The sequence below is a fragment of the Echinicola marina genome, from assembly GCF_020463795.1.
In the GTDB taxonomy this organism is placed as follows: domain Bacteria; phylum Bacteroidota; class Bacteroidia; order Cytophagales; family Cyclobacteriaceae; genus Echinicola; species Echinicola marina.
Genome location: NZ_CP080025.1, coordinates 294,623 through 315,037, shown reverse-complemented (window position 1 = coordinate 315,037; position 20,415 = coordinate 294,623). Strand labels below are relative to the sequence as shown.

Annotated in this window: 17 protein-coding genes; 14 read left to right on the top strand and 3 right to left on the bottom strand. The window is 42.3% G+C overall.

The annotated features are described in order from the left end of the window. Nucleotides 1-116: 116 nt before the first annotated feature. From KZP23_RS01545 to KZP23_RS01530, 4 genes are all read left to right on the top strand, one after another. Entirely contained in the window at nucleotides 117-1,694 is a 1,578-nt protein-coding gene (locus KZP23_RS01545; protein ID WP_394370960.1) for a M81 family metallopeptidase, read from the top strand. A 198-nt stretch (nucleotides 1,695-1,892) separates the two neighbouring features. Next, nucleotides 1,893-2,906, top strand: coding sequence for a phosphotriesterase family protein (locus KZP23_RS01540; protein WP_226334400.1), 1,014 nt, complete (start codon nucleotides 1,893-1,895; stop codon nucleotides 2,904-2,906). A gap of 43 nt (nucleotides 2,907-2,949) precedes the next feature. Beyond that, complete coding sequence (locus tag KZP23_RS01535; RefSeq protein ID WP_226334399.1) at nucleotides 2,950-3,756, top strand: Nmad3 family putative nucleotide modification protein; 807 nt, start codon at nucleotides 2,950-2,952, stop codon at nucleotides 3,754-3,756. A gap of 89 nt (nucleotides 3,757-3,845) precedes the next feature. Continuing rightward, nucleotides 3,846-4,940 (top strand): lipid II:glycine glycyltransferase FemX, encoded by a 1,095-nt coding sequence (locus tag KZP23_RS01530; RefSeq protein WP_226334398.1) that lies wholly within the window; start codon nucleotides 3,846-3,848, stop codon nucleotides 4,938-4,940. Nucleotides 4,941-5,036: 96 nt separating this feature from the next. On the opposite strand, the gene KZP23_RS01525 is transcribed toward KZP23_RS01530, so the two are convergent. The 3 genes from KZP23_RS01525 to KZP23_RS01515 all read right to left on the bottom strand — a co-directional run bounded on the left by KZP23_RS01525 (nucleotide 5,037) and on the right by KZP23_RS01515 (nucleotide 8,738). Then, the gene (locus KZP23_RS01525) at nucleotides 5,037-5,930 is read right to left on the bottom strand and encodes an SMP-30/gluconolactonase/LRE family protein (RefSeq protein WP_226334397.1); all 894 of its coding nucleotides are present in this window, start codon (nucleotides 5,928-5,930) and stop codon (nucleotides 5,037-5,039) included. Between the two features lie 68 nt (nucleotides 5,931-5,998). Beyond that, the gene (locus KZP23_RS01520) at nucleotides 5,999-7,063 is read right to left on the bottom strand and encodes an NAD(P)H-dependent glycerol-3-phosphate dehydrogenase (protein ID WP_226334396.1); all 1,065 of its coding nucleotides are present in this window, start codon (nucleotides 7,061-7,063) and stop codon (nucleotides 5,999-6,001) included. Further along, a complete protein-coding gene (locus KZP23_RS01515; RefSeq protein WP_226334395.1) occupies nucleotides 7,038-8,738 on the bottom strand; it encodes a 1-acyl-sn-glycerol-3-phosphate acyltransferase in 1,701 nt (566 codons plus the stop codon). The genes KZP23_RS01520 and KZP23_RS01515 overlap by 26 nt, the downstream gene beginning before the upstream one ends. A 160-nt stretch (nucleotides 8,739-8,898) precedes the next feature. On the opposite strand from KZP23_RS01515, the gene KZP23_RS01510 reads away from it, so the two are divergent. The 10 genes from KZP23_RS01510 (at nucleotide 8,899) to KZP23_RS01465 (ending at nucleotide 20,407) form a co-directional block, all read left to right on the top strand. Continuing rightward, nucleotides 8,899-9,819, top strand: a complete 921-nt coding sequence (locus KZP23_RS01510) for a lipid A deacylase LpxR family protein (protein ID WP_226334394.1) — start codon at nucleotides 8,899-8,901, stop codon at nucleotides 9,817-9,819. Between the two features lie 105 nt (nucleotides 9,820-9,924). Then, on the top strand, nucleotides 9,925-10,899 hold the full coding sequence (locus KZP23_RS01505) for a polyprenyl synthetase family protein (RefSeq protein ID WP_226334393.1): 975 nt from the start codon (nucleotides 9,925-9,927) through the stop codon (nucleotides 10,897-10,899). Nucleotides 10,900-11,338: 439 nt separating this feature from the next. Further along, nucleotides 11,339-11,791: a division/cell wall cluster transcriptional repressor MraZ gene (mraZ, locus tag KZP23_RS01500; protein ID WP_226334392.1), complete on the top strand. Its 453-nt coding sequence runs from the start codon at nucleotides 11,339-11,341 to the stop codon at nucleotides 11,789-11,791. After that, on the top strand, nucleotides 11,788-12,696 hold the full coding sequence (rsmH, locus tag KZP23_RS01495; protein WP_226334391.1) for a 16S rRNA (cytosine(1402)-N(4))-methyltransferase RsmH: 909 nt from the start codon (nucleotides 11,788-11,790) through the stop codon (nucleotides 12,694-12,696). The genes mraZ and rsmH overlap by 4 nt, the downstream gene beginning before the upstream one ends. A gap of 2 nt (nucleotides 12,697-12,698) precedes the next feature. Continuing rightward, nucleotides 12,699-13,097: an FtsL-like putative cell division protein gene (locus KZP23_RS01490; protein WP_226334390.1), complete on the top strand. Its 399-nt coding sequence runs from the start codon at nucleotides 12,699-12,701 to the stop codon at nucleotides 13,095-13,097. Then, nucleotides 13,094-15,208 (top strand): penicillin-binding protein, encoded by a 2,115-nt coding sequence (locus KZP23_RS01485; RefSeq protein WP_226334389.1) that lies wholly within the window; start codon nucleotides 13,094-13,096, stop codon nucleotides 15,206-15,208. The genes KZP23_RS01490 and KZP23_RS01485 overlap by 4 nt, the downstream gene beginning before the upstream one ends. Beyond that, nucleotides 15,208-16,674 carry a UDP-N-acetylmuramoyl-L-alanyl-D-glutamate--2,6-diaminopimelate ligase gene (locus KZP23_RS01480; protein ID WP_226334388.1) on the top strand — a complete coding sequence of 489 codons (1,467 nt, stop codon included), beginning with the start codon at nucleotides 15,208-15,210 and terminating at the stop codon, nucleotides 16,672-16,674. Before KZP23_RS01485 ends, KZP23_RS01480 begins: the two co-directional genes overlap by 1 nt. A 4-nt stretch (nucleotides 16,675-16,678) precedes the next feature. Then, nucleotides 16,679-17,890 (top strand): phospho-N-acetylmuramoyl-pentapeptide-transferase, encoded by a 1,212-nt coding sequence (gene mraY / locus KZP23_RS01475; RefSeq protein WP_226334387.1) that lies wholly within the window; start codon nucleotides 16,679-16,681, stop codon nucleotides 17,888-17,890. Nucleotides 17,891-17,893: 3 nt separating this feature from the next. Next, nucleotides 17,894-19,234: a UDP-N-acetylmuramoyl-L-alanine--D-glutamate ligase gene (gene murD, locus KZP23_RS01470; RefSeq protein ID WP_226334386.1), complete on the top strand. Its 1,341-nt coding sequence runs from the start codon at nucleotides 17,894-17,896 to the stop codon at nucleotides 19,232-19,234. A gap of 3 nt (nucleotides 19,235-19,237) precedes the next feature. Next, complete coding sequence (locus KZP23_RS01465; RefSeq protein WP_226334385.1) at nucleotides 19,238-20,407, top strand: FtsW/RodA/SpoVE family cell cycle protein; 1,170 nt, start codon at nucleotides 19,238-19,240, stop codon at nucleotides 20,405-20,407. Nucleotides 20,408-20,415 lie beyond the last annotated feature (8 nt).

The window sequence follows — 20,415 nt, the reverse complement described above, 5'->3', positions numbered from 1 at the left end:
GAGGTCTGAGTTTTTGGTGCAAACCCAAAATAACTATTTTGGGCAAAAATTAAGACCTCCCATTTTTTTATTTAGGACGCTATTGAAATTGGATAAATTAATTAAAAACTTTACTTATGAACAAACCACTTACCACGACTACATTGTTTTGTTTAATGCTTTTTGTGCTGGGTTTTTCCAGCTGTACTTCTTCATCAGAAAAGGAAGAGCTGGATTTACCCAAGATAGCCATAGCGGGATTGGCCATTGAGTCCAGTACCTTTTCTCCTGCGGTGACCGAAAAGGAAGCCTTTAAGGCCAGAAGAGGAGAAGAAATTTTCAATTATTATCCATTTATGGCAGAAGGGTCAGAGAATAGGAAAAGGGCTGATTGGGTGCCCACCTTGAAAGGCCATGCTATTCCTGGAGGGATAGTGAGCAGGGAAGCTTATGAATCCTTGATGGATGAGACATTGTCGATGCTCAAAGAAAATGGTCCTTATGATGGCTTGTTTTTTGATATTCACGGTGCTATGAGCGTTCAAGGGATTGATGACCCAGAAGGGGATATGATAGAAAGAATCCGTGAAGTGATCGGGGAGGAAGCCATTATTTCCACTTCCATGGACTTGCATGGTAATGTTTCACATAGATTGGCGAAGCATTCTGATATCATAACCTGCTATAGGTTGGCTCCACATGAAGATGCTTTGGAATCCAAGAAAAGGGCCATGGATAATTTATTGGAAAGATTGGAAAGTGGAAAGGGTAAGCCTGCTTATAAGGCTTATGTACCTGTTCCGATCTTATTGCCCGGGGAGAAAACATCCACCCGTATAGAACCGGGAAAAAGTTTATATGAACAGGTAGCGCCAGCGGCAAACCAGGAAGGGATTGTGGATGCTGCGATTTGGATAGGTTATGCTTGGGCAGATGAGCCAAGAAATCACGGGGTGGTAATGGTGACAGGAGATGATAAGGAAAAAGTAGGCAGCACAGCTGAGAAATTAGCGGAAAGCTTTTGGTCAGTCAGGGAGGAATTTGATTTTGTTGCGCCTACTGCTACTCTTGAAGAGGCTTTGGATGCTGCTGTAAAAAGTGATAAGGTACCATTTATGATCAGTGATTCAGGGGATAACCCAACTGCTGGTGGTGCTGGTGATGTGACTTGGACCTTGAAAGAAATATTGGCAAGGCCAGAATTTAAAAAGAAAGATGGTCCTTCATTGATTTATGCCTCTATTCCAGGACCTGAACTGGTGGAAGCTGCTGAAAAAGTAGGTGTTGGTGGAGAGGTTGAAGCTCCTGTAGGGGCAGCTGTAGACGATCGATTTGCTGGTCCAATAACCTTGAAGGGAAAGGTGCTGGCCATAGAAAAAGGTGATAGAGATGCAGATGTAGAGGTTGTTGTAAAGGTAGGCTCGGTTAATGTGATTGTTACCAAAAAGCGAAAGCCGTATCATCATGAAAGTGATTTTACCAATTTGGGCCTCAATCCTAAAGAAACGGATATAGTAGTCGTGAAAATAGGTTACTTGGTTCCAGAGTTATATAATATGAGGGCTGATTGGCTCTTGGCGCTTACTCCAGGCGGAGTAGATCAGGATTTGATGCGTTTGGATTATAAGCGCATTAAACGTCCCATGTTCCCTTTTGATCCTGAAATGGAAAAACCAGATTTATCTGCACGGTTTATTCCTTTATCTCATGAATAAGTAATAGGATTTATACCATACCCAAAGAGCGCCATCTGCATGTAAGGATGGGCTCTTTTTTTATATGGACAGTCATACGGAATGGCTTGAAAATTTTGTTGGAGGAATTTGGCTGGTGTTCTGAATTATAATGAGTAATTTATAATGAAATGGTGGTTTTAAGTATTTGTAAAGCGGCTAAAATTCGTTTGGAATTCCATGAATCAGCGTATTAAGTGTTTTCTGATAATCGCCTCTCTTGCCTTGGCCATAGCTTGTAAAGAAAAAACTAATGAATTTTTTATTCAAACTGTAGAAGGTAGCTTGTCTGTAGATACCTCAAGTCTTTGGTTAAGTCATGAACATTTGCTTGTGGACTTTATTGGGGCTGACAGTATTCGGGCAGATGATTGGGATGATAAAGAGGTAATCCATACCATGTTGCCCTATCTGGAAGAATTGAAGGCTTACGACGTGAGTTTTTTTGTCGATCCTACACCAAATTATCTGGGGAGAGCTCCTGAATTATTGAAAGAATTTTCGCAGCAGTCCGGCATCCATATCATTACCAATACGGGATTATATGGAGCGGTAAACAATAAGTACCTTCCTGAATATGTATATGAGTTGGAAGCAAAGGACTTGGCTGAAATGTGGGAGGATGAATATAGTGATGGGATAGGCGGTACCGGAATTAAGCCTGGATTTATTAAAATCAGCGTGGATAATTCGGATCCGTTGGAGGACATGGATGCAAAGTTGGTTGAAGCAGCCGCCATTACCCATTTGAAGACAGGTTTGACCATTGCCTCACATACTGGTGCAGCGAAGGCACTTTGGCCTCAATTGGAAATATTAGCGCAAAACAAAGTATCTCCCAAGGCATTTATCTGGGTGCATGGGCAAGCAGAATCTGATTTTGAGCAGTTTCTGAGGGCAGCCCAAACAGGCTGTTGGATCAGTTTGGATGGTCTAGGCTGGGAATTGGAAAAACACTTAGAGCAATTGGTTTATGCCAAGAAAAATGGTTTTTTAGGCCAAGTGTTGATTTCCCATGATGCGGGTTGGTTTGATCCCCAAAAGGAGCAGCAGGATATTGTGGGCTACACTCGGATTTTTGAGGAACTTATTCCCCGGTTAAAATCGGAGGGATTTACTACCCAAGATATTGACATGCTTTTAAAAGTCAATCCGGCAAAAGCCTTTGGGATTAGAGCGAGGGAGTTGGAGTAAACCGTTGTTTTTGCATATTATTAAATGTTTCCAATCTTTGTCCATGCGAATTGTTTTAAGCAGAAAAGGATTTGATATGCAATATGGCGGACAGCCCAGTCCTATTTTGCCTGATGGTACCTTGCTGAGTTTGCCTATTCCAGAAAATAAGGAAACCTTGACTTTTGGGGGAATTAGCCATGAGGGACAAAGTTATTTCGATATTATCCAAACATTAAATCCTAGAACTGCTATTGATTCCCAAAGTGCATGTCATTTGGATCCTGATATCGTAAAAGAAGCCATTCCTAGATTGCCGAACTGGCGGCCTTTATTTGGTCAGGCTGGAGCAGCCCAAGGACATTTGGCAAAAAGTGGGGTGGGGAAAGGAGATCTATTTTTGTTTTTCGGAACCTTCAGGCAAACGGAAATGGAAAATGGATTTCTGCGCTATGTCAAAAAAGCTCCTGATGTCCATCTTATTTATGGTTATTTGGAAGTGGGGGAAGTCCATGATCATTTTGAAAGTCTAGCAGCGGATGTGAAATACCATCCCCATGCTCATGAAAGATTTAGGAAAAGTGTCAATAACTGCATCTATGAAGCAAGTGATAGGCTTGGTATACAGCCTGAATATCCTGGGGCAGGAGTATTAAAGTATCACCAAGGTTTAAAACTTACCAAAGATGGATATTCAAAAAGTAGGTGGGATTTGCCTGCGTTTTTTAAGGGGATTGAGATCAGTTATCATAGTGAAAAGTCTTTTCAAGGTGAGTATTTTCAGTCAGCAGCCAAAGGTCAGGAGTTTGTTATGGAAGCAAATGAACAGGTGGTTAATTGGGCTAAAGGTTTAATACAGAAGGGGCGTTGATTGAAAAAAGATCTTGGTGGATATTTAGCCAAATATTTTTTCGTCTATCAGTCGTTTTTTAGTTTTGCCACTTATTTAATTGAAATGTGATGACTTGTACTGCGAAGAGAAAATCAGTTAATAATATCAGTGCTACCAATATTTTGCCCCAGACTCCCTTTTGGGCAAAGGTGAAGTACCAGCAAGGTTTTGTTCCCCAAGGTTTTGAGTTAACGGTATCCAAGGAATTATTGAACCCTTATACGGAATCAGGTAAGCTGGTTCATGAGGATCTCTTGATCTTGATCAAATATGTCAATGAGAAAGACTGTTTTGCTTATGTGCCTTATGGCCCCAAATTGGAACCCAAGTTTGAGCAGCAGGGGATGTTTTTGGAAAAATTATCAGAGGCTTTAAAGCCACATTTGCCTGCCAACTGTGTTTTTATTCGATATGATCTGATTTGGGAAAACCAATGGGCAGAGGATGAAAGTTATTATGATGATAAAGGAAATTGGCAGGGTCCACCTTCTGCCCAAACTCAGGAATTTAGGGTGAATTTTGGCACGGATTACTGGAATCTGAAAAAGAGCCCCGGAGATGCTTTGCCAAAGAATACTTTTTTTCTGGATTTGGAAAAGAAGGATGAAGAATTGCTTTATGAGATGCGGTATAATACCCGTTATAATATCCGTCAGGCATTTAAAAAAGGCGTTGCGGTCAAGGAGTATGGAGTAGAGATGTTAGATGAATGGTTCTTGCTGTATGAAGAAACGGCTCTTCGAAAAGGAATTGAATATCAAAGCAAGGATTATTTTTTAGACCTATTTGCAAATCAGGATGAGCAAGTTCGGGTTTGTTTGTTGATGGCAACATATGAAGAGCAGGTATTGGCTTCTATGTTTTTGGTGCTTTCAAATAAGCGGGCCACTTATCTTTTTGGAGCCTCTTCAAGCCATCAAAAGCAGGTGATGGGAAGTTATGCCCTACAATGGGAGGCGATCAGGAGAGGCAAGGAATTTGGTTGTGAAGAGTATGATTTATTTGGCTGTGCACCCAATCTGGACAAGTCACATCCTTTGCATGGTGTGCATCTGTACAAAAAAGGTTTTGGTGGGGAGATCTATCATAGAATGGGTTGCTGGGATTACCCTTTTGATCAAGGAAGCTATGAATTGATGAAGGCTTTGGAGTTGAACAAATGAAGTGACCAGTCTCCTTTGCTCCAGTAATTTAAGAGAAAATTAAGGGTGAAACATTTTCATGTCTTCACCCCTTATGGTTTGATTCTTAGTTCCAGCTTATTTCGCTCCGGGAATGTTCATCTTCAAAGTATAGACTGCTGTACTGGCAGTGATAAACAAAGTTTTCCTGTCTTTCCCTCCAAAGGTGACATTGGCGGTCCATTTTTTGGGTACTGGGATATGGCCGATTTGTTCTCCTTTAGGGTTGAAGATGGTGACACCATTTCCGGTGAGGTACACGTTTCCTTTTTTATCTACGGTCATTCCGTCTGAACCCATTTCTGCAAAAAGTGCTGGTTTTCCTAAACTGCCATCTTTTTGTATGGCATATTTATAGGTCTTATTATCACCAATGTCAGCGATGTAAAGTGTTTTGCCATCCTTTGTTCCTATAATACCATTAGGCCTGACAAAGTGGTCTGCCACTACCTTTACTTCCTGGCCATCAGGGTTTCGGTAATAGACACGTTGGCTATCCATGTCCATTTCTTGTCTTTCCCAATAAGGGCGTTGATAATAGGGGTCGGTAAAGTATATTCCACCAGCTTTGTCCACCCAAAGGTCATTTGGACCATTGAAATTTTTGCTGTTAAAGCCATCCTCCAAAACTGTTACCGCTTTATTTTTGTCTATTTGCCATAGCTGAAAGTTCTCATCAGCGCAGGCCAAAAGCCTGCCTTGATTGTCGAAATAGAGCCCATTGGCACGGCCGGCATTTTCCATGTACAGGCTTACTTCACCCGTTTCAGTCGACCAACGGTGGATGTTGTTATTAGGTTGGTCGGTGAAATAAACATCTCCACTGGGCGCCACTGCGGGGCCTTCTGTAAAGGCAAAGCCCTCTGCCAGTAATATTGGGCTGTCGCCTTCAGGAAAAAGTTGGGTTTCTGAAGCCTTGCAAGAAAATAGAGCCGTACAGATAGTGAGCATAAAAAGTGATCTGAGTTTCATCTTGTTGATTTTTTTGGTTTGAAAGAAAAAAGCCCAGCTCAAAATATAAAGAGCTGGGCAGAATATTGTTACAGGAAGTCAATATCTACATTGAACGGGTATTTCATGAGGTAATGTAAGGCGTCTTCCACCTTGAAGTCCTCAAAGAGTACTTTGTACAGGTTTTCTGTGATTGGTGCCCTCATGCCTGATCCCTCCAAAAAGGTTTTCATGAGCTTGACGGTATTGATGCCTTCGGCTACTTCTTCCATGCTATTATTGATTTCTTCCAAACTTTCTCCTTGGGCAAGTCTATAGCCTACGGTATAGTTTCTTGAAAGGGTGGAACTACAGGTAGCCACTAAGTCTCCGATGCCAGCTAGTCCTATAAAGGATTGTGTTTGGCCTCCCAGGGCATTGCCCAAGTGAATCAATTCCACCATTCCCCTGGAGATCAATAGCCCTCTGGCATTTTCTCCCAAGCCCAGTCCGGCCAAGGCTCCTGAAGCAATGGCAATGGTGTTTTTCAGTACCCCGCTGAGTTCCACCCCAATGATGTCCTGGTTGCCGTAAACTTGAAATTTATCCGAACGCAATAGTCTTTGTCCTTCTAGGATGACCTCATTGAACCGGCTGGCCACCACGGTGGCGGCGGGCTGGCCTTTTGAAAGTTCTTTGGCCAAGTTGGGGCCGGCCAAGCATCCTACCCGTACCACTACTGTTTCGTTTAGGATAACCTCACTCATGGTGCAGATATTTTCCCTTTTGATCTTGCTGACATCTTCCAGGGTTTTGCCATTGGGTAAGTTTAGGGCCAATCCTTTGGTCCCGTGGATCAAAATATGGTAAGGGTGAAGGTAGGGGGCGAACTTTTGCATGACCTCCCGAAAACCAGAAGAGGAAACCACAGGAAACATTACCTCACATGAATCACAAATCAATTCCGGATCGGTGGTAGCGCTGATGTTTTCATGAAGGACCCTGCCTTCAACGGTATGTTTTTGGTTGATTTCATCAACGATTTCCTGCTTTCGGGCATAGACGATTACCTTGCTTTTGGCTGCAAGTATATTCGCAATGGCCGTGCCGAAGCTGCCTATTCCGATGACTCCAACTGGCTTGTCAGAATTATTTGAAGAGTTTTTCAAGGTCATAACCATCAAGTCTGTTGTGATAAAAATATAATAGGCTCATATCCTGTGTGGTGATTTGTTCTTCTGGGGTTTTGATCAAGGGGCGTTTGGCATGGTACATCCCGACGTTGGAGAGGCCGTGGTTGATGATATCATCAAGTCCCTGTTTGAGGTGTGGGGCTACATGGACCAGGCCTTCGCTCCGTATTTCCATGATGCGATTAAGCACCCTTTGACATTCTGACCGAAAATCACTGTATTCCAAAATAAGATCTTCTTCCGGGAGTCTTAAAAGACTAAAGAGATCCATTTTATTATTGTTTTTCTTGATCATTTCAAAAGCAGTAAAGGCGACCAGGTGGCTGCTAAAGATTCTGTTGATCTTATGGTATTCTTCTACAATTCTTTCTCCCAGCTTTTGTGTGTAAACCTCTTCGCGCTGGGGGTCTTCAGTTACTTTTCCGTTGGAGATAAAATAATCCCTGCAGTCTATGATCCTGTTGTCCTTGTCTAAACTGTTTCCCTCATTATCTACATAGTTACCTAAGATATCCATGGCTTTTCCGATTGAAACAGAAATATCAGAACCCTTTGTGAAGAATTTTACTAAGAATTTGGAGATTTTATAAGACGTAGAAAATTCATCTGTTTCTTTGTAATAACGCTCTTGTCCTGTAAGACTAAGGTGTTCCTTGATCAAGCTGGGAGCTTCCAGTACAAAATGGTAATTGATAGTGACCGGAACAATAAATACTTTTCCGTCAATATCGTTGAGGCCTTTTTCATAGTTGGCTCTTTGGGCACCAATGGCCGTGCTAAGAAGACCAAGTTTAAGTTTGGATTCTATTTTTCCGCTCCGGGACCTGGTTCCGCCAGGGAAGAACAGGCTATGACATCCGAACTGGATGGCCTCACTGGAATAGGTCTTTAAGGTTTCCAGATAGATTAAGTTTTTCTTTCTGCGGTCCACTTTATAGGCACCCAGGGCATTCATAAAGTAGGCAAAAATCTGGATATTGAAGAGGTTGAGCCCTGCTCCATAGATAAAAGGCGGCATTCCTAAGGTGCTGATGGTCCAACCGATTAGGATACTATCCAAATTGCTAAAATGAGTAGGGACCATAACTACTGTGCCTTTTGAGGCCAAGTTTCTGATTTGCTCGGTTTCGCCTATGATCTGAATTTTATCCTCCAGGCTGTATTGTTTGCTGAATATGGACATTAATCCCTTGACCCTTCCTGCATTCAACAATCTGGAAAAGCCAAAGGTGACTATTTTTCTAGTGGCCCTATAATGGCTATGTTTAAAATTACTGGCAATTTCTTCGGCATAGCGGGAAGTGATCTTGTCCAAGATTTCATGATAGCCTTTCCTTTTTGATTCCTCAGTGCTGTTGGTTTCGGAGGAAAGCTGAACCAAAGTAGATTTTACATTGGCCCAAAATTCATCTTCATCATCAGGGTCAACAAGCCAGGGGTTTTGTTTGATGCGAAGTTTTTCCCGGTATAGGGTGGTTTCTAGCTCCTCCTTAAGAAGTTCGATATTGTTGCCCGTAATATTGATGACGCTATCTCGACTGTGAGAAGCGATTCTTTGCACGAATTCTTTTCGGCTTTTGGATAGCTTCACCACTGGCCACTCATCTTTTTTGGGAAGAATCGGGTCGTATTTGTGTTTGATATAATCGTCAGTCAATGGAAATAATTTTGTTGATTTGTCAAAGATAAACAAAAATTGAAGCTTTGATAATAAGGGAACCAATAAGCTAATGAAAACAAAAATGGGATTCCTGTAGGTCAGAATGAAGTTTTTTTGATACTTTGAATAATCTTTTATCCAAAGTAAATCTTGTCCCTTGATTACGCCCAAGTTAGCCCTTGTGATTTCTCTGTTTTTGGTCTTGCCTGTGACAATATGCAGTGCTCAGCAGGCTGCTGATGAGATGAAAAAGCATGAGGTGTTTTTACAGTTGGACAATGATGTTTTTGCTTTCTCCCGGTTTGACCGATATTATACCAATGGGATTTTTATTGGGTATAACTATTTGTTGAATGAGCGTTCCAGGCTGAAATTTAAATTGTCCCAACAGATATATACTCCACAAAAATATACCAAACCAGAACTTAAATATTACGACCGACCATATGCGGGTGTTTTGTACGGTGCAGGAGGTTATCAGCATTTTATAAAAAAGGCATGGTTTGAAGGGGAGTTGCTTTTTGGGAAAATAGGCCCCGGTTCAAAGGCAGAGGAAGTGCAGGTTTGGTATCATCAGGTCTTTGGCTTTCCAGAGCCGAGAGGTTGGCGGTATCAAATCCGAAGTGGAGGCCTAATTAATTTAAAGGTTAAATCTGCTTATAATTTAATTGCTGCTAGGGGCTTTGATTTTTGGGTCAATGGAGCCGCCGCTGTGGGAAATTATGATCGGAGTATACAGATGGGGCCGTCTTTTAGGTTGGGCAGGTTTTTGCCTGGAGAGCAAAGCTATATTTCTGGATCACGACTAGGGGCAAATGGCAAGAAGGAATTTTATCTTCATATGGGAGCATTGTTTAAAAGGGTCTATTGGAACGCTACTTTACAAGGGGTCAATGATCACGCTCGATGGAATATGGTGACGATGGAACCGGAACGTTTGACAAATGAGTATTTTGCTGAATTAGTTTTGGCTTATCCTCGTTTTGGTTTTTCCTATCGGATTTTTTATCGTAGTCGGGAAACCGAAACGGCCAGCGGTCAGTATTTGGGAAGTTTGAGGTTTTCCTACCTTTTTTAGATTTTTTCCCATAGCTTATAAAAACCAATTCCCTGTTGTGAATAAACGCGTCCTCCATTTTGTCAATGGCATATTTGATTGTATTATTGCATCACTAAAGACGTAATGAAACCAGACCTCCAACAAATACAAGCTCCTATAGCATCGGAAATGACCGACTTCGAGAAGAAGTTCCGTTCTTTTATGAAGAGCAAGGTCAAACTTTTAGATCATATCACTAGCTATATTGTCAAAAGGAAGGGGAAGCAAATGCGCCCTATGTTTGTTTTTTTGACTGCTGGAGTGACAGGAGGTATTTCGGAGTCTACCTATAGGGGGGCAGCGCTTATAGAACTGCTACATACTGCTACCTTGGTGCATGATGATGTGGTGGATGATGCCAATTACCGTCGTGGTTTTTTCTCTGTAAATGCTTTATGGAAAAATAAGATAGCTGTTTTGGTAGGTGATTACCTCTTGTCCAGAGGTTTACTGTTGAGTGTGGACAATGGGGATTTTGACTTGCTTAAAGTGGTTTCCAATGCGGTTAGGGAAATGAGTGAAGGGGAGCTTTTGCAAATTGCCAAGGCAAGGAAGTTGGATATCACGGAAGAAGTTTATTATACCATTATACGTCAGAAAACAGCCAGTCTGATAGCTTCTTGTTGTGCTGTCGGTGCCTTAACAGCGGGAGCTGAGGAGGAAGTAGTGGAAAAGATGCGTGATTTTGGGGAGAAAGTGGGGATGGCCTTTCAGATCAAAGATGATTTGTTTGACTATGGTGAAGATGAAGTGGGTAAGCCGGTAGGTATTGATATCAAGGAGAAGAAAATGACACTGCCCTTGATCTATGCGTTGAATAATGCTGCTTGGTCCGATAAGAAAAAGATTATCTACCTGATTCGTAATAAGAATGAAGATAAAAAGGCTGTTAATCAGGTTATTGGCTTTGTGAAGGCTTCAGGTGGTTTGGATTATGCGGAGGAAGTAATGAATAAGTTTTATCAAGAGGCTTTGGATATTTTGGCTGGCTTGCCAGATTCTGACTATAAGACTTCCTTGAAAAACTTGGTAAAATATACAATAGAAAGAAAGAAGTAACTGCACTTTTTGGTTTTTGATAAGGACCTCTCATCGTTAAAGAAATGATGAAATGTTTTGTTTGACGGTTGTTTGGCAAGTGTTTTTTTGGAGTATATTTTTCTTAGGATGTCAAAAATATTTCTTTTTCGAAAAATCAATGGGATTTCCCCCCACTTTTTGGGGAATCATGCGGCTCCCTGTAAGATTGTACTAAAATTCACCCTTAATAAGCCATAAATCGGCTTATATTGACTATAAGTCGTGTTTGAATGATTTGTTGTCGCTTGTGTAACTAGGTGAAAACCAGTTGATAGCTTTAATATTTTTTGTCTATTTATTGGGAAAAATCAAACTTTTGGATACTTTTATAAAGAAGTGGGAAAAAGTGGGGAAAGGTGGTGGATTGTGTGATTGCTTTTATTACTTTTGTATTTGAACGAAACTCGATCGGAACAACATGGCAAACTTCTCTAGCGAATATTATTGCAAGCTTGACGCCAAAGGACGTCTGGTTTTGCCTGCCAAGCTAAAGGCGGCATTGCCGGAGACCCATGGTAATGAGCTTGTTATGCGTAGAGGGTTCGATCCTTGTTTGGTGTTGTATCCCATTAATGAGTACCGCAAGTTAGACAGTAAGGTGTCCGCTTTAGATGATTTTGATGCAGATCAGAGAAGGTTCAAAAGGAATTTTTACCGCGACAACACAGAGGTGGAGTTGGACTCTACTGGTCGCTTTTTAATTCCTAAGCCTTTGTTGAAGTTTGCTGATATCACCAAGGAAGTGGTAGTAGTGGGTATGGGTAAGACCATTGAGATTTGGGATCCGGAGAGATATGAAGATTATCTCATCCAGGATCCAGATGTTTTTGCAAGTGAGGCTAAGAAATATTTGTCCAATACAAACAAATGAGTGCGAGCGAATACCATATTCCCGTAATGCTCTCACAGTGCATTGAGGGCTTGGATATACGTCCAGATGGCGTATATGTGGACCTGACCTTTGGTGGTGGAGGGCATTCAAAGGAGATCCTGAAGCATTTGGGGCCTGAGGGGCATCTGTATGGCTTTGATCAGGATGATGATGCTGCAAGGAATGCTTTGGAGTATCCAAATTTCACATTTGTACAAGCCAATTTCAGGGACCTGAAGCGTTACCTCAGGTTGTATGGGGTAAGTCAAGTGGATGGGATTTTGGCCGATCTTGGGATTTCTTCCCACCAAATTGATGAGCCTAGCAGGGGGTTCTCAACCCGGTTTGATGGGGACTTGGATATGAGGATGAACCAACTTGGTAATGTTACCGCCAAGGATGTATTAAATACTTATGAGGAGGAAAAGCTTCATAAGGTTTTCGGTATATATGGGGAGGTGAAAAATGCAAAATCGCTAGCCCAAGCAGTGGTTTCCGAAAGAGCCATTCGGCCTTTTGAAACCATTGAGCAGTTTAAGCAGCTATTGCAAAAGCTGGCTCCACGAAACAGGGAGTTCAAGTATTTTGCCCAGGTGTTCCAGGCATTGAGGATAGAGGTGAACGATGAGATGCGGGCACTGGAAGAGATGCTGTACCAAACGGTAGAGGTGTTGAAGCCAGAGGGAAGGTTAGTAGTTATGAGCTATCATTCCTTAGAGGATCGTATGGTTAAGAATTTTATGAACAAGGGAAAAATGCAAGGTGAGGTAGAAAAGGATTTCTATGGCAACCTGATCAGACCCTTGGAGCCGGTGAGCAGAAAGGCTATTCAGGCAAGTCCAGAAGAAGTCGCGGTCAATAACCGAGCGAGGAGTGCTAAGTTGAGGATTGCAAAAAAGGTGTAGTCATGGAAGGGAATACTTTCAAGAAAAAAATCAAGCGAGGGGCCAATGAGTCCAGGCAATCAAGTAACCTTGGTGGAGGGAGTAATCTCTTTTCATTTATTGATCAGAAGTTCAAGATCAGTGATTGGCTTGGAGAAGGGATTCCTGTAAGGTTGGTGCCGCCTTTTTTGTATGCCGCCTTTTTGGCTTTGATATATATCTGGTCCAATCACAAAGCGGAAAGTACAATTCGGGAAATCGAAAAGCTGCAGCAGGAAGTGGAAGATCTGAGGGCTGATGTTACTACACTGGAAGCGGAGTATATGTTCAGCAGTAAGCAGTCAGAAGTAGCCAAGAAAATTAAAGTATTAAACATTTACGAGATAGAGGAGCCTCCAAAAAAGATCATAGTAGATAAATGAATATAAAAAAATCCATACTTCTGAGAGTAAGACTTGCCTTTTTGGCAATGGTACTCTTTGCAGGGGCTATTCTTTATAGGATAGCCCATGTTCAGTTTGTGGATGGAGATAAATGGCGTCAAAAAGCGGAAGACATTAATCTTCAATATAGGAAAGTCAGTGCTACCAGAGGCAATATATATAGTGCTGATGGTAGTCTTTTGGCTACCAGCTTACCTTTTTATAGGGTGGCTATGGATCCGGGAATTGCCAGTGAAAAGGATTTTAGGGCAGGAATAGATTCCTTGGCCATGAACCTGTCCAGTTTCTATAAGGACAAATCAGCCAATGCCTATAAACGCATAATTAATGATGCCCGAATAGAAGGCAGGCGCTACTTGGTGCTTAACAGGAGCCAAATAGGCTATCAGGCCAAACAAAAAATGTCCACCTGGCCTATCTTCAGAAAAGGCAGAATGGGTGGAGGTGTATTGTTTGAAAAGGTGGAAAAGAGGTACAGGCCATTTAAGAATTTGGCAGGAAGAACTGTGGGGTTCTTAAATGAAGACCGATATGGCGCAGGATTGGAGTATAGCTTTAATGGCTATTTGGAAGGGAAAAATGGGGAGGCTTTGTTTCAAAAGATAGCTGGGGGGACTTGGAAACCGGTGCATGATGCAGAGGACATCCGGCCAGAGGATGGTTACGATATAGTAACTACTATAGATGTGAATATTCAGGATGTAGCGGAGTCAGCCTTGTTGAGGCAGCTGATGAACAAGGATGCTGAATACGGTTGTGTGCTGGTGATGGAAGTAAAGACAGGACATATCAAGGCCATTGCCAATTTGGAAAAGAAGGATAATGGCAATGGATATGGTGAGTACTATAATTATGCAGTTGGAGAACAAGGTTTGACAGAGCCTGGCTCTACCTTTAAATTGTTGTCCATGTTGGCACTCTTGGAGGAAGGCAAGGTAAATCTTAAAGATACAGTAGATACAGGCAATGGCGCCTATAAATTCTATAACCAAACCATGAGGGATGCCAAATATGGTGGTTATGGAAAGCTGACTGTCAGGCAGGCATTCGAAAAGTCCTCTAATGTGGGGATTTCCAAATTAGTGGATGAGCATTTCGGGGTTAGACCAGAGAAGTTTCTTTCTTATTTGGAGCAGGTGGGGTTGGATCAACCTTTGGGTTTCCAAATTAAAGGTGAAGGAGTTCCTTATTTCAAAGATCCCAAGGATAAAAAGAATTGGTACGGCACCACCTTGCCTTGGATGTCTATAGGTTATGAGCTAAAAGTAACACCATTACATACATTGACTTTATACAATGCAGTGGCAAATGGAGGTAAGGTGGTCAAGCCAATGATTGTGGAAAGAATCCAAAAGGGCAATCATATTGAAGAAGAATTTGAGACGGAGGTATTGAGGAGAAGTATTGGCTCCGAAGCTACCATCAAGCAGCTTCAGTCTTTGCTGGAGGGAGTAGTGGAGAAAGGGACTGCCAGAAATATCAGTGATAGTGAGTATAAGATTGCAGGGAAGACAGGAACCGCTCAAAAACTGGTGAATGGTAGGTATACCAGGAGGTATTACACTTCCTTTGCCGGCTATTTTCCTGCGGATGAGCCGAAATACAGTATGATCATTGTGATAGACAGTCCCAAAGGGTTCAATGCCTATGGAGGAGATGTTTCTGCTCCTGTATTTAAGGAAATAGCGGATAAGATCTATGCACAGGATTTGAAATTGAATAAAGAGGAAGAAAAGCTTGCGCCTAAGGCTCCACAGCTGTCTCAAGTAGTTTTTCCCTATATCCAAGCGGGTATGGCAGATGAGCTTCAGATGATCTGCAATAAATTCGGGCTTTCCAATCATTATGATGGGGCAGACAGATGGGTGAAATCTTCCGTTGTGAACAGGTCTATCAATTGGAAATCCAATAAAGTGGAAGCACCAATGGTGCCGGATGTTTCAGGAATGACTTTGAAAGATGCACTCTATGTATTGGAAAATAAGGGGCTGAGGGTAGACTATATCGGAAGGGGAAGGGTGAAGAACCAGTCTGTTCCTGCAGGTTCCAGTGTATCAAAAGGAGGATTAATAAGAATTGTATTAGGCTAATGAAGACCCTAAAGGACATATTGTACAAAGTTTCACTGACTTCTACTACCGGAGATATGGAAGTAGTCGTGAATGATATTGTCTTTGACAGCCGCAAGGTAAGAGAGGGTGTTGTGTTTGTAGCTGTTGCTGGTACTCAGGTAGACGGGCATGACTTTATAGATCAGGCCGTAGCAAAGGGAGCTAAAAGCATCGTTTGTGAAAGGATGCCAGAAAATTTACATGCCCATATCACTTATGTGCAGGTCGTTCATGCTGCAAATGCCTTGGGGGTGATGGCATCCAATTTTTATGGAAATCCTTCCAGTAAATTGAAGGTCGTTGCGGTAACCGGTACCAATGGTAAAACTACTTGCGTCACTTTACTTCATCGTCTATTTATTGAGTTAGGCTACTTGACCGGTATGCTTAGCACGGTGGAAAATAAAATCAATGAAAAGATCATTCCGGCGACGCATACTACGCCTGATAGTGTGGCGATCAATAAGTTGATGGCCGATATGGTCGAGGCTGGATGTACTCACTGTTTTATGGAGGCAAGTTCCCATGCCATTGTTCAAGAAAGAATGGCAGGATTGCATATTAGTGGGGCAGTGTTTACCAATATTTCCCATGATCATTTGGATTATCATGGCAGCTTTGATGAGTATATCAAAGCAAAGAAAAAATTATTTGATGAATTGCCAAGAGATGCATTTGCCTTGGTCAATGCCGATGATAAAAGGGGGATGGTAATGCTCCAAAATACCAAAGCGAGCAAGCATACCTATGGATTGAAGTATCCTACGGATTACAAAGCAAAGGTGCTAAGTAACACCCTTCAGGGATTGGAGTTGGATATTAATGGCAAGCAGGCATGGTTCCGATTAATAGGAGAATTCAATGCCTATAACCTTTGTGGGGTGTTGGGGGCTGCGATATTATTAGGCGAGGAAGAAGATGAGGTGTTGACCCAGCTCTCCAAAATCAAAGGTGCCCATGGCAGATTTGATCAAATAGAAATAGCGGGTATTACAGCAATTGTAGATTATGCCCATACGCCTGATGCATTGGAGAATGTGCTGAAAACGATACAAGGGGTGAGAACTGGAGGGGAGAACGTGATCACTGTGGTAGGATGTGGCGGTAACCGGGATAGGGCCAAAAGACCACTGATGGCAAAAATAGCTACAGAATTTAGTGAGAAAGTAGTGTTGACTTCGGATAATCCGAGAGATGAAGAGCCGATGGATATTATCCGTGAAATGGAAAAGGGGGTAAATCCGGTTGCTTTTAAAAAAACAGTGGTCATCGCGGACAGAAGGGAGGCCATCAAAACGGCCTGTGTAATGGCCGTGAAAGGGGATATTATCCTTGTGGCCGGAAAAGGGCATGAGACCTATCAGGAGATCAAAGGAGTAAAATATCCTTTTGATGATTTCCAGACCATAAAAGAATTGATACAATTAATACATACGACAAAATAGATAAATGCTTTACCATCTTTTCGACTATATCGACAGTAATTTTGATTTTCCTGGTTCGGGTTTGTTCAGGTACATTTCCTTCCGAGCGGGCTTATCAGCTATGCTGTCTTTGATTATTACGATCACTTTTGGTAAAAGTATTATCAATTGGATTAGGAAAAAACAAATTGGAGAAACAGTAAGGGACCTAGGCTTAGCCGGACAATCAGAGAAAAAGGGAACGCCTACCATGGGAGGTTTGATGATGATAGCGGCTATAATAATCCCAACGCTTTTGTTCGCTGATGTTTACAATATTTATATTCTTCTTCTTTTGGTCACAGTAGTGTGGCTTGGAGGAATAGGCTTTTTGGATGACTATATCAAAGTATTCAGGAAGAATAAAGAAGGACTTGCCGGTAAATTCAAGATTATAGGCCAAGTGGGGATAGGGATTATCGTAGCCATTACCCTTTTTTACCATGAAGATGTGGTCGTCAGGGAGTTCCAGACGCCGGTTTCTATAGAAGAAGGCGTGGTAGAGACTCCAGCATATAAGGATGTAAAGGTGATGAAAACTACCATTCCATTTATGAAGAACAACGAACTCAATTATGAGAATTTCTTCGGTTTTCTTGGGGATGGGGTTACGCCTGTTTTGTACACATTGTTGGTGATATTTGTCGTTACCGCAGTGTCAAACGGGGCCAATATAACAGATGGGATTGATGGATTGGCAGCTGGTACTTCGGCCATTATAGGCTTGGCTATTGCGATTTTTGCTTATCTCAGTGGTAATGCGATATTCTCACAGTACCTCAATATCATGTTTATCCCCAATTCAGGTGAGTTGGTGATTTTCTGCGCGGCTTTTTTAGGGGCATGTGTGGGCTTTCTGTGGTACAATTCCTATCCTGCCCAAGTGTTTATGGGAGATACGGGTAGTTTGATGCTGGGAGGTGTGATAGCTGTGCTTTGCCTGGTATTGAGAAAGGAGCTTTTGATCCCAGTGTTATGCGGGATTTTTGTAATAGAGAACTTGTCGGTAATCATTCAAGTGGCCTATTTCAAATATACCAAAAGAAAATATGGTGAAGGTAGGAGGATTTTCAGGATGTCCCCTTTACATCATCATTACCAAAAAGGCGGAATTCCTGAATCCAAGATCGTAACCCGTTTTTGGATTGTGGGGATTTTATTGGCGATTATCACATTGGCCACTTTAAAATTAAGATAACTAATGAAAAAAATAGCCATACTGGGAGCAGGAGAAAGTGGGATTGGTGCAGCATTGCTGGCCAAGAAGAACGGCTATGATGTATTTGTCTCAGACGGAGGCAAAATAAATGCTGAAAGAAAGCAGCGATTAGAGGAGGCAGGGATCGCCTACGAAGAAGGACAGCATAGTGGGGAACGTATTTTAAGTCAGGGTGAAATTATTAAAAGTCCTGGGATTCCCTTTGGCAATACTATAGTCAATGCGGCTTTGGAAAGAGGTATTCCTGTGATTGATGAATTGGAGTTTGCCTATGGTTTTTCTAGGGGAAAGGTGATTGCGATTACGGGCACCAATGGAAAAACCACTACAACGCTTTTGACCTATCACCTGATGAAGAAAGGAGGGCTTGATGTAGGAATGGGGGGTAATGTAGGAAAAAGCTGGGCGGCTCAGCTGGTTGAAGAGGATCATGACTGGTGGGTACTTGAGGTAAGTAGTTTTCAGATAGATGGGTTCAAGACCCTCAAGCCCAGGGTTGCTGTGCTAACGAATATTACTCCTGATCATTTAGACCGGTATGAGTATAAATTGGAGAAATATATTCATTCCAAACTGAATCTCTTGAAGCAGATGGATGATGAAGGTGACTTTATTTATTTCAGTGAGGACAGTAATATCTGGAAAGGATTATCGGATTTGATCGTGAAGCCGAAGGTACATGAAGTATCACTGGAAAAGATTGTGAAGGATGGTAGTTTTTTCAATGGTACAGAGGTTAAGATCAATCATGATGAGCATATGATCTCATTTCCTTTAAGTGAAATGTCACTTAAGGGAACACATAATATGCTGAATGTGATGTGTGCGGCGAATGCAGCATTATTGGCGGGAGTACAGGAATCAGCTATCAGGGAAGGCTTGGCTGATTTTAAGAATGCCCCTCACAGGATGGAACAGGTGGCTGAGATTGATGGCGTGGTATTCGTGAATGATAGCAAGGGGACCAATGTGGATGCAACCATTTATGCCTTGGCCGCTTTCAAGGAGCCATTGATTTGGATTGCCGGAGGAGTGGACAAGGGCAATGAGTATGAAACAACCATGACAGAAGTGAGGGGGCATGTAAGGACTTTGATCTGTCTGGGAAAAGATAACGAAAAGCTTAAGAAGGCTTTTGCAGGAGTGGTTCCAGAAATTTTGGAAACGCAGGATATCACAGAAGCGGTGAGATGGGGATATGAGAAGGGAAAATCCGGGGATGTGGTTTTGTTGTCACCGGCCTGTGCAAGTTTTGACTTGTTCAAAAACTATGAGGACAGGGGGGATCAATTTAGAGAAGCAGTAAAGAAGTTGAAGCAATAAATTATGGCAGCTGTCAAGACTTGGATCGATAAGAACTTAAAGGGTGATCCCATCATATGGGGGATTGTGATGGTCCTTTCCATCGTCAGTATCCTGGTGGTTTATTCCGCTACAGGAACTTTGGCTTATCGTAGAATGGGTGGTAATACGGAGGCTTATTTGATCAAGCATTCGCTGTTGGTGCTATTGAGTTTGGTGGTGATGTGGGGAGCGCATAAGCTGCCTTATAAGTATTATTCCAAGTTGAGTTTGATGGCCTTATGGGTATCTGTTCCGCTTTTGGCTTTTACTTATTTATTTGGTTCCAATGTAAATGATGCTAATAGATGGTTGACCATTCCTTTGATCAACCAAGCATTCCAGCCTTCTGATTTGGCCAAGTTGGCCTTGATTGCAGCGGTGGCGGGGATGTTGGCTAAGCGGCAAAAGAACATTCAGGACTTTAAGCGGACCTTTATTCCGGTAATGATCTGGATAGGGATGATTTGTATGCTCATCGGATTGGCGAATATGTCCACTGCAGTGATGCTGCTTTGCACCTGTTTGCTTTTGATGTTTATCGGTAGGGTTCCTGTGAAGTTTTTGATAGCGGTTTGCCTAATTGGCTTCCTTGCGCTTACTTCGGCCATTTTCTTGGGACAACGGGGAGGGACATTCTTCTCTAGGATAGAAAATTTCATGTCTGAAGATGAAATTCCTTATCAGGCACAGCAGTCCTATATGGCCATTGCCACTGGTGGGATTGCTGGTAAGGGCCCAGGAAATAGTGAGCAGAGAAACTCTTTGCCACACCCTTACTCTGACTTTATCTATGCCATTATCATAGAAGAATATGGTATGATCGGAGGAGGGGTAGTATTGTTCCTTTACTTGGCATTGCTCTATAGGGGGATGCGGGTAGTGGCAATTTCTAACCGGCCATTTGGGGGCTTGCTTTCGGCAGGTTTGAGTTTTGCGCTGGTGATACAAGCGATGGTAAATATGGCAGTTGCAGTAGGTTTGGGACCAATTACGGGTCAACCATTGCCTTTGCTCAGTATGGGAGGAACCTCTTTATTGTTCACAGGGATTTCTTTGGGAATTATTTTAAGTGTTAGCCGTGGAGACCAGGAAGATGGTTTTGCGGGTGATGCCAATGCAGTTAGAAAGAACGCCATGCAAATGGCACAATAAATAGCGTA

Coding starts and splice junctions, on each gene's coding strand:
- KZP23_RS01545 (WP_394370960.1), top strand. CDS start 117: ATGAACAAACCACTTACCACGACTACATTGTTTTGTTTAATGCTTTTT.
- KZP23_RS01540 (WP_226334400.1), top strand. CDS start 1,893: ATGAATCAGCGTATTAAGTGTTTTCTGATAATCGCCTCTCTTGCCTTG.
- KZP23_RS01535 (WP_226334399.1), top strand. CDS start 2,950: ATGCGAATTGTTTTAAGCAGAAAAGGATTTGATATGCAATATGGCGGA.
- KZP23_RS01530 (WP_226334398.1), top strand. CDS start 3,846: ATGACTTGTACTGCGAAGAGAAAATCAGTTAATAATATCAGTGCTACC.
- KZP23_RS01525 (WP_226334397.1), bottom strand. CDS start 5,930: ATGAAACTCAGATCACTTTTTATGCTCACTATCTGTACGGCTCTATTT.
- KZP23_RS01520 (WP_226334396.1), bottom strand. CDS start 7,063: ATGACCTTGAAAAACTCTTCAAATAATTCTGACAAGCCAGTTGGAGTC.
- KZP23_RS01505 (WP_226334393.1), top strand. CDS start 9,925: ATGAAACCAGACCTCCAACAAATACAAGCTCCTATAGCATCGGAAATG.
- mraZ (WP_226334392.1), top strand. CDS start 11,339: ATGGCAAACTTCTCTAGCGAATATTATTGCAAGCTTGACGCCAAAGGA.
- rsmH (WP_226334391.1), top strand. CDS start 11,788: ATGAGTGCGAGCGAATACCATATTCCCGTAATGCTCTCACAGTGCATT.
- KZP23_RS01490 (WP_226334390.1), top strand. CDS start 12,699: ATGGAAGGGAATACTTTCAAGAAAAAAATCAAGCGAGGGGCCAATGAG.
- KZP23_RS01485 (WP_226334389.1), top strand. CDS start 13,094: ATGAATATAAAAAAATCCATACTTCTGAGAGTAAGACTTGCCTTTTTG.
- KZP23_RS01480 (WP_226334388.1), top strand. CDS start 15,208: ATGAAGACCCTAAAGGACATATTGTACAAAGTTTCACTGACTTCTACT.
- mraY (WP_226334387.1), top strand. CDS start 16,679: ATGCTTTACCATCTTTTCGACTATATCGACAGTAATTTTGATTTTCCT.
- murD (WP_226334386.1), top strand. CDS start 17,894: ATGAAAAAAATAGCCATACTGGGAGCAGGAGAAAGTGGGATTGGTGCA.
- KZP23_RS01465 (WP_226334385.1), top strand. CDS start 19,238: ATGGCAGCTGTCAAGACTTGGATCGATAAGAACTTAAAGGGTGATCCC.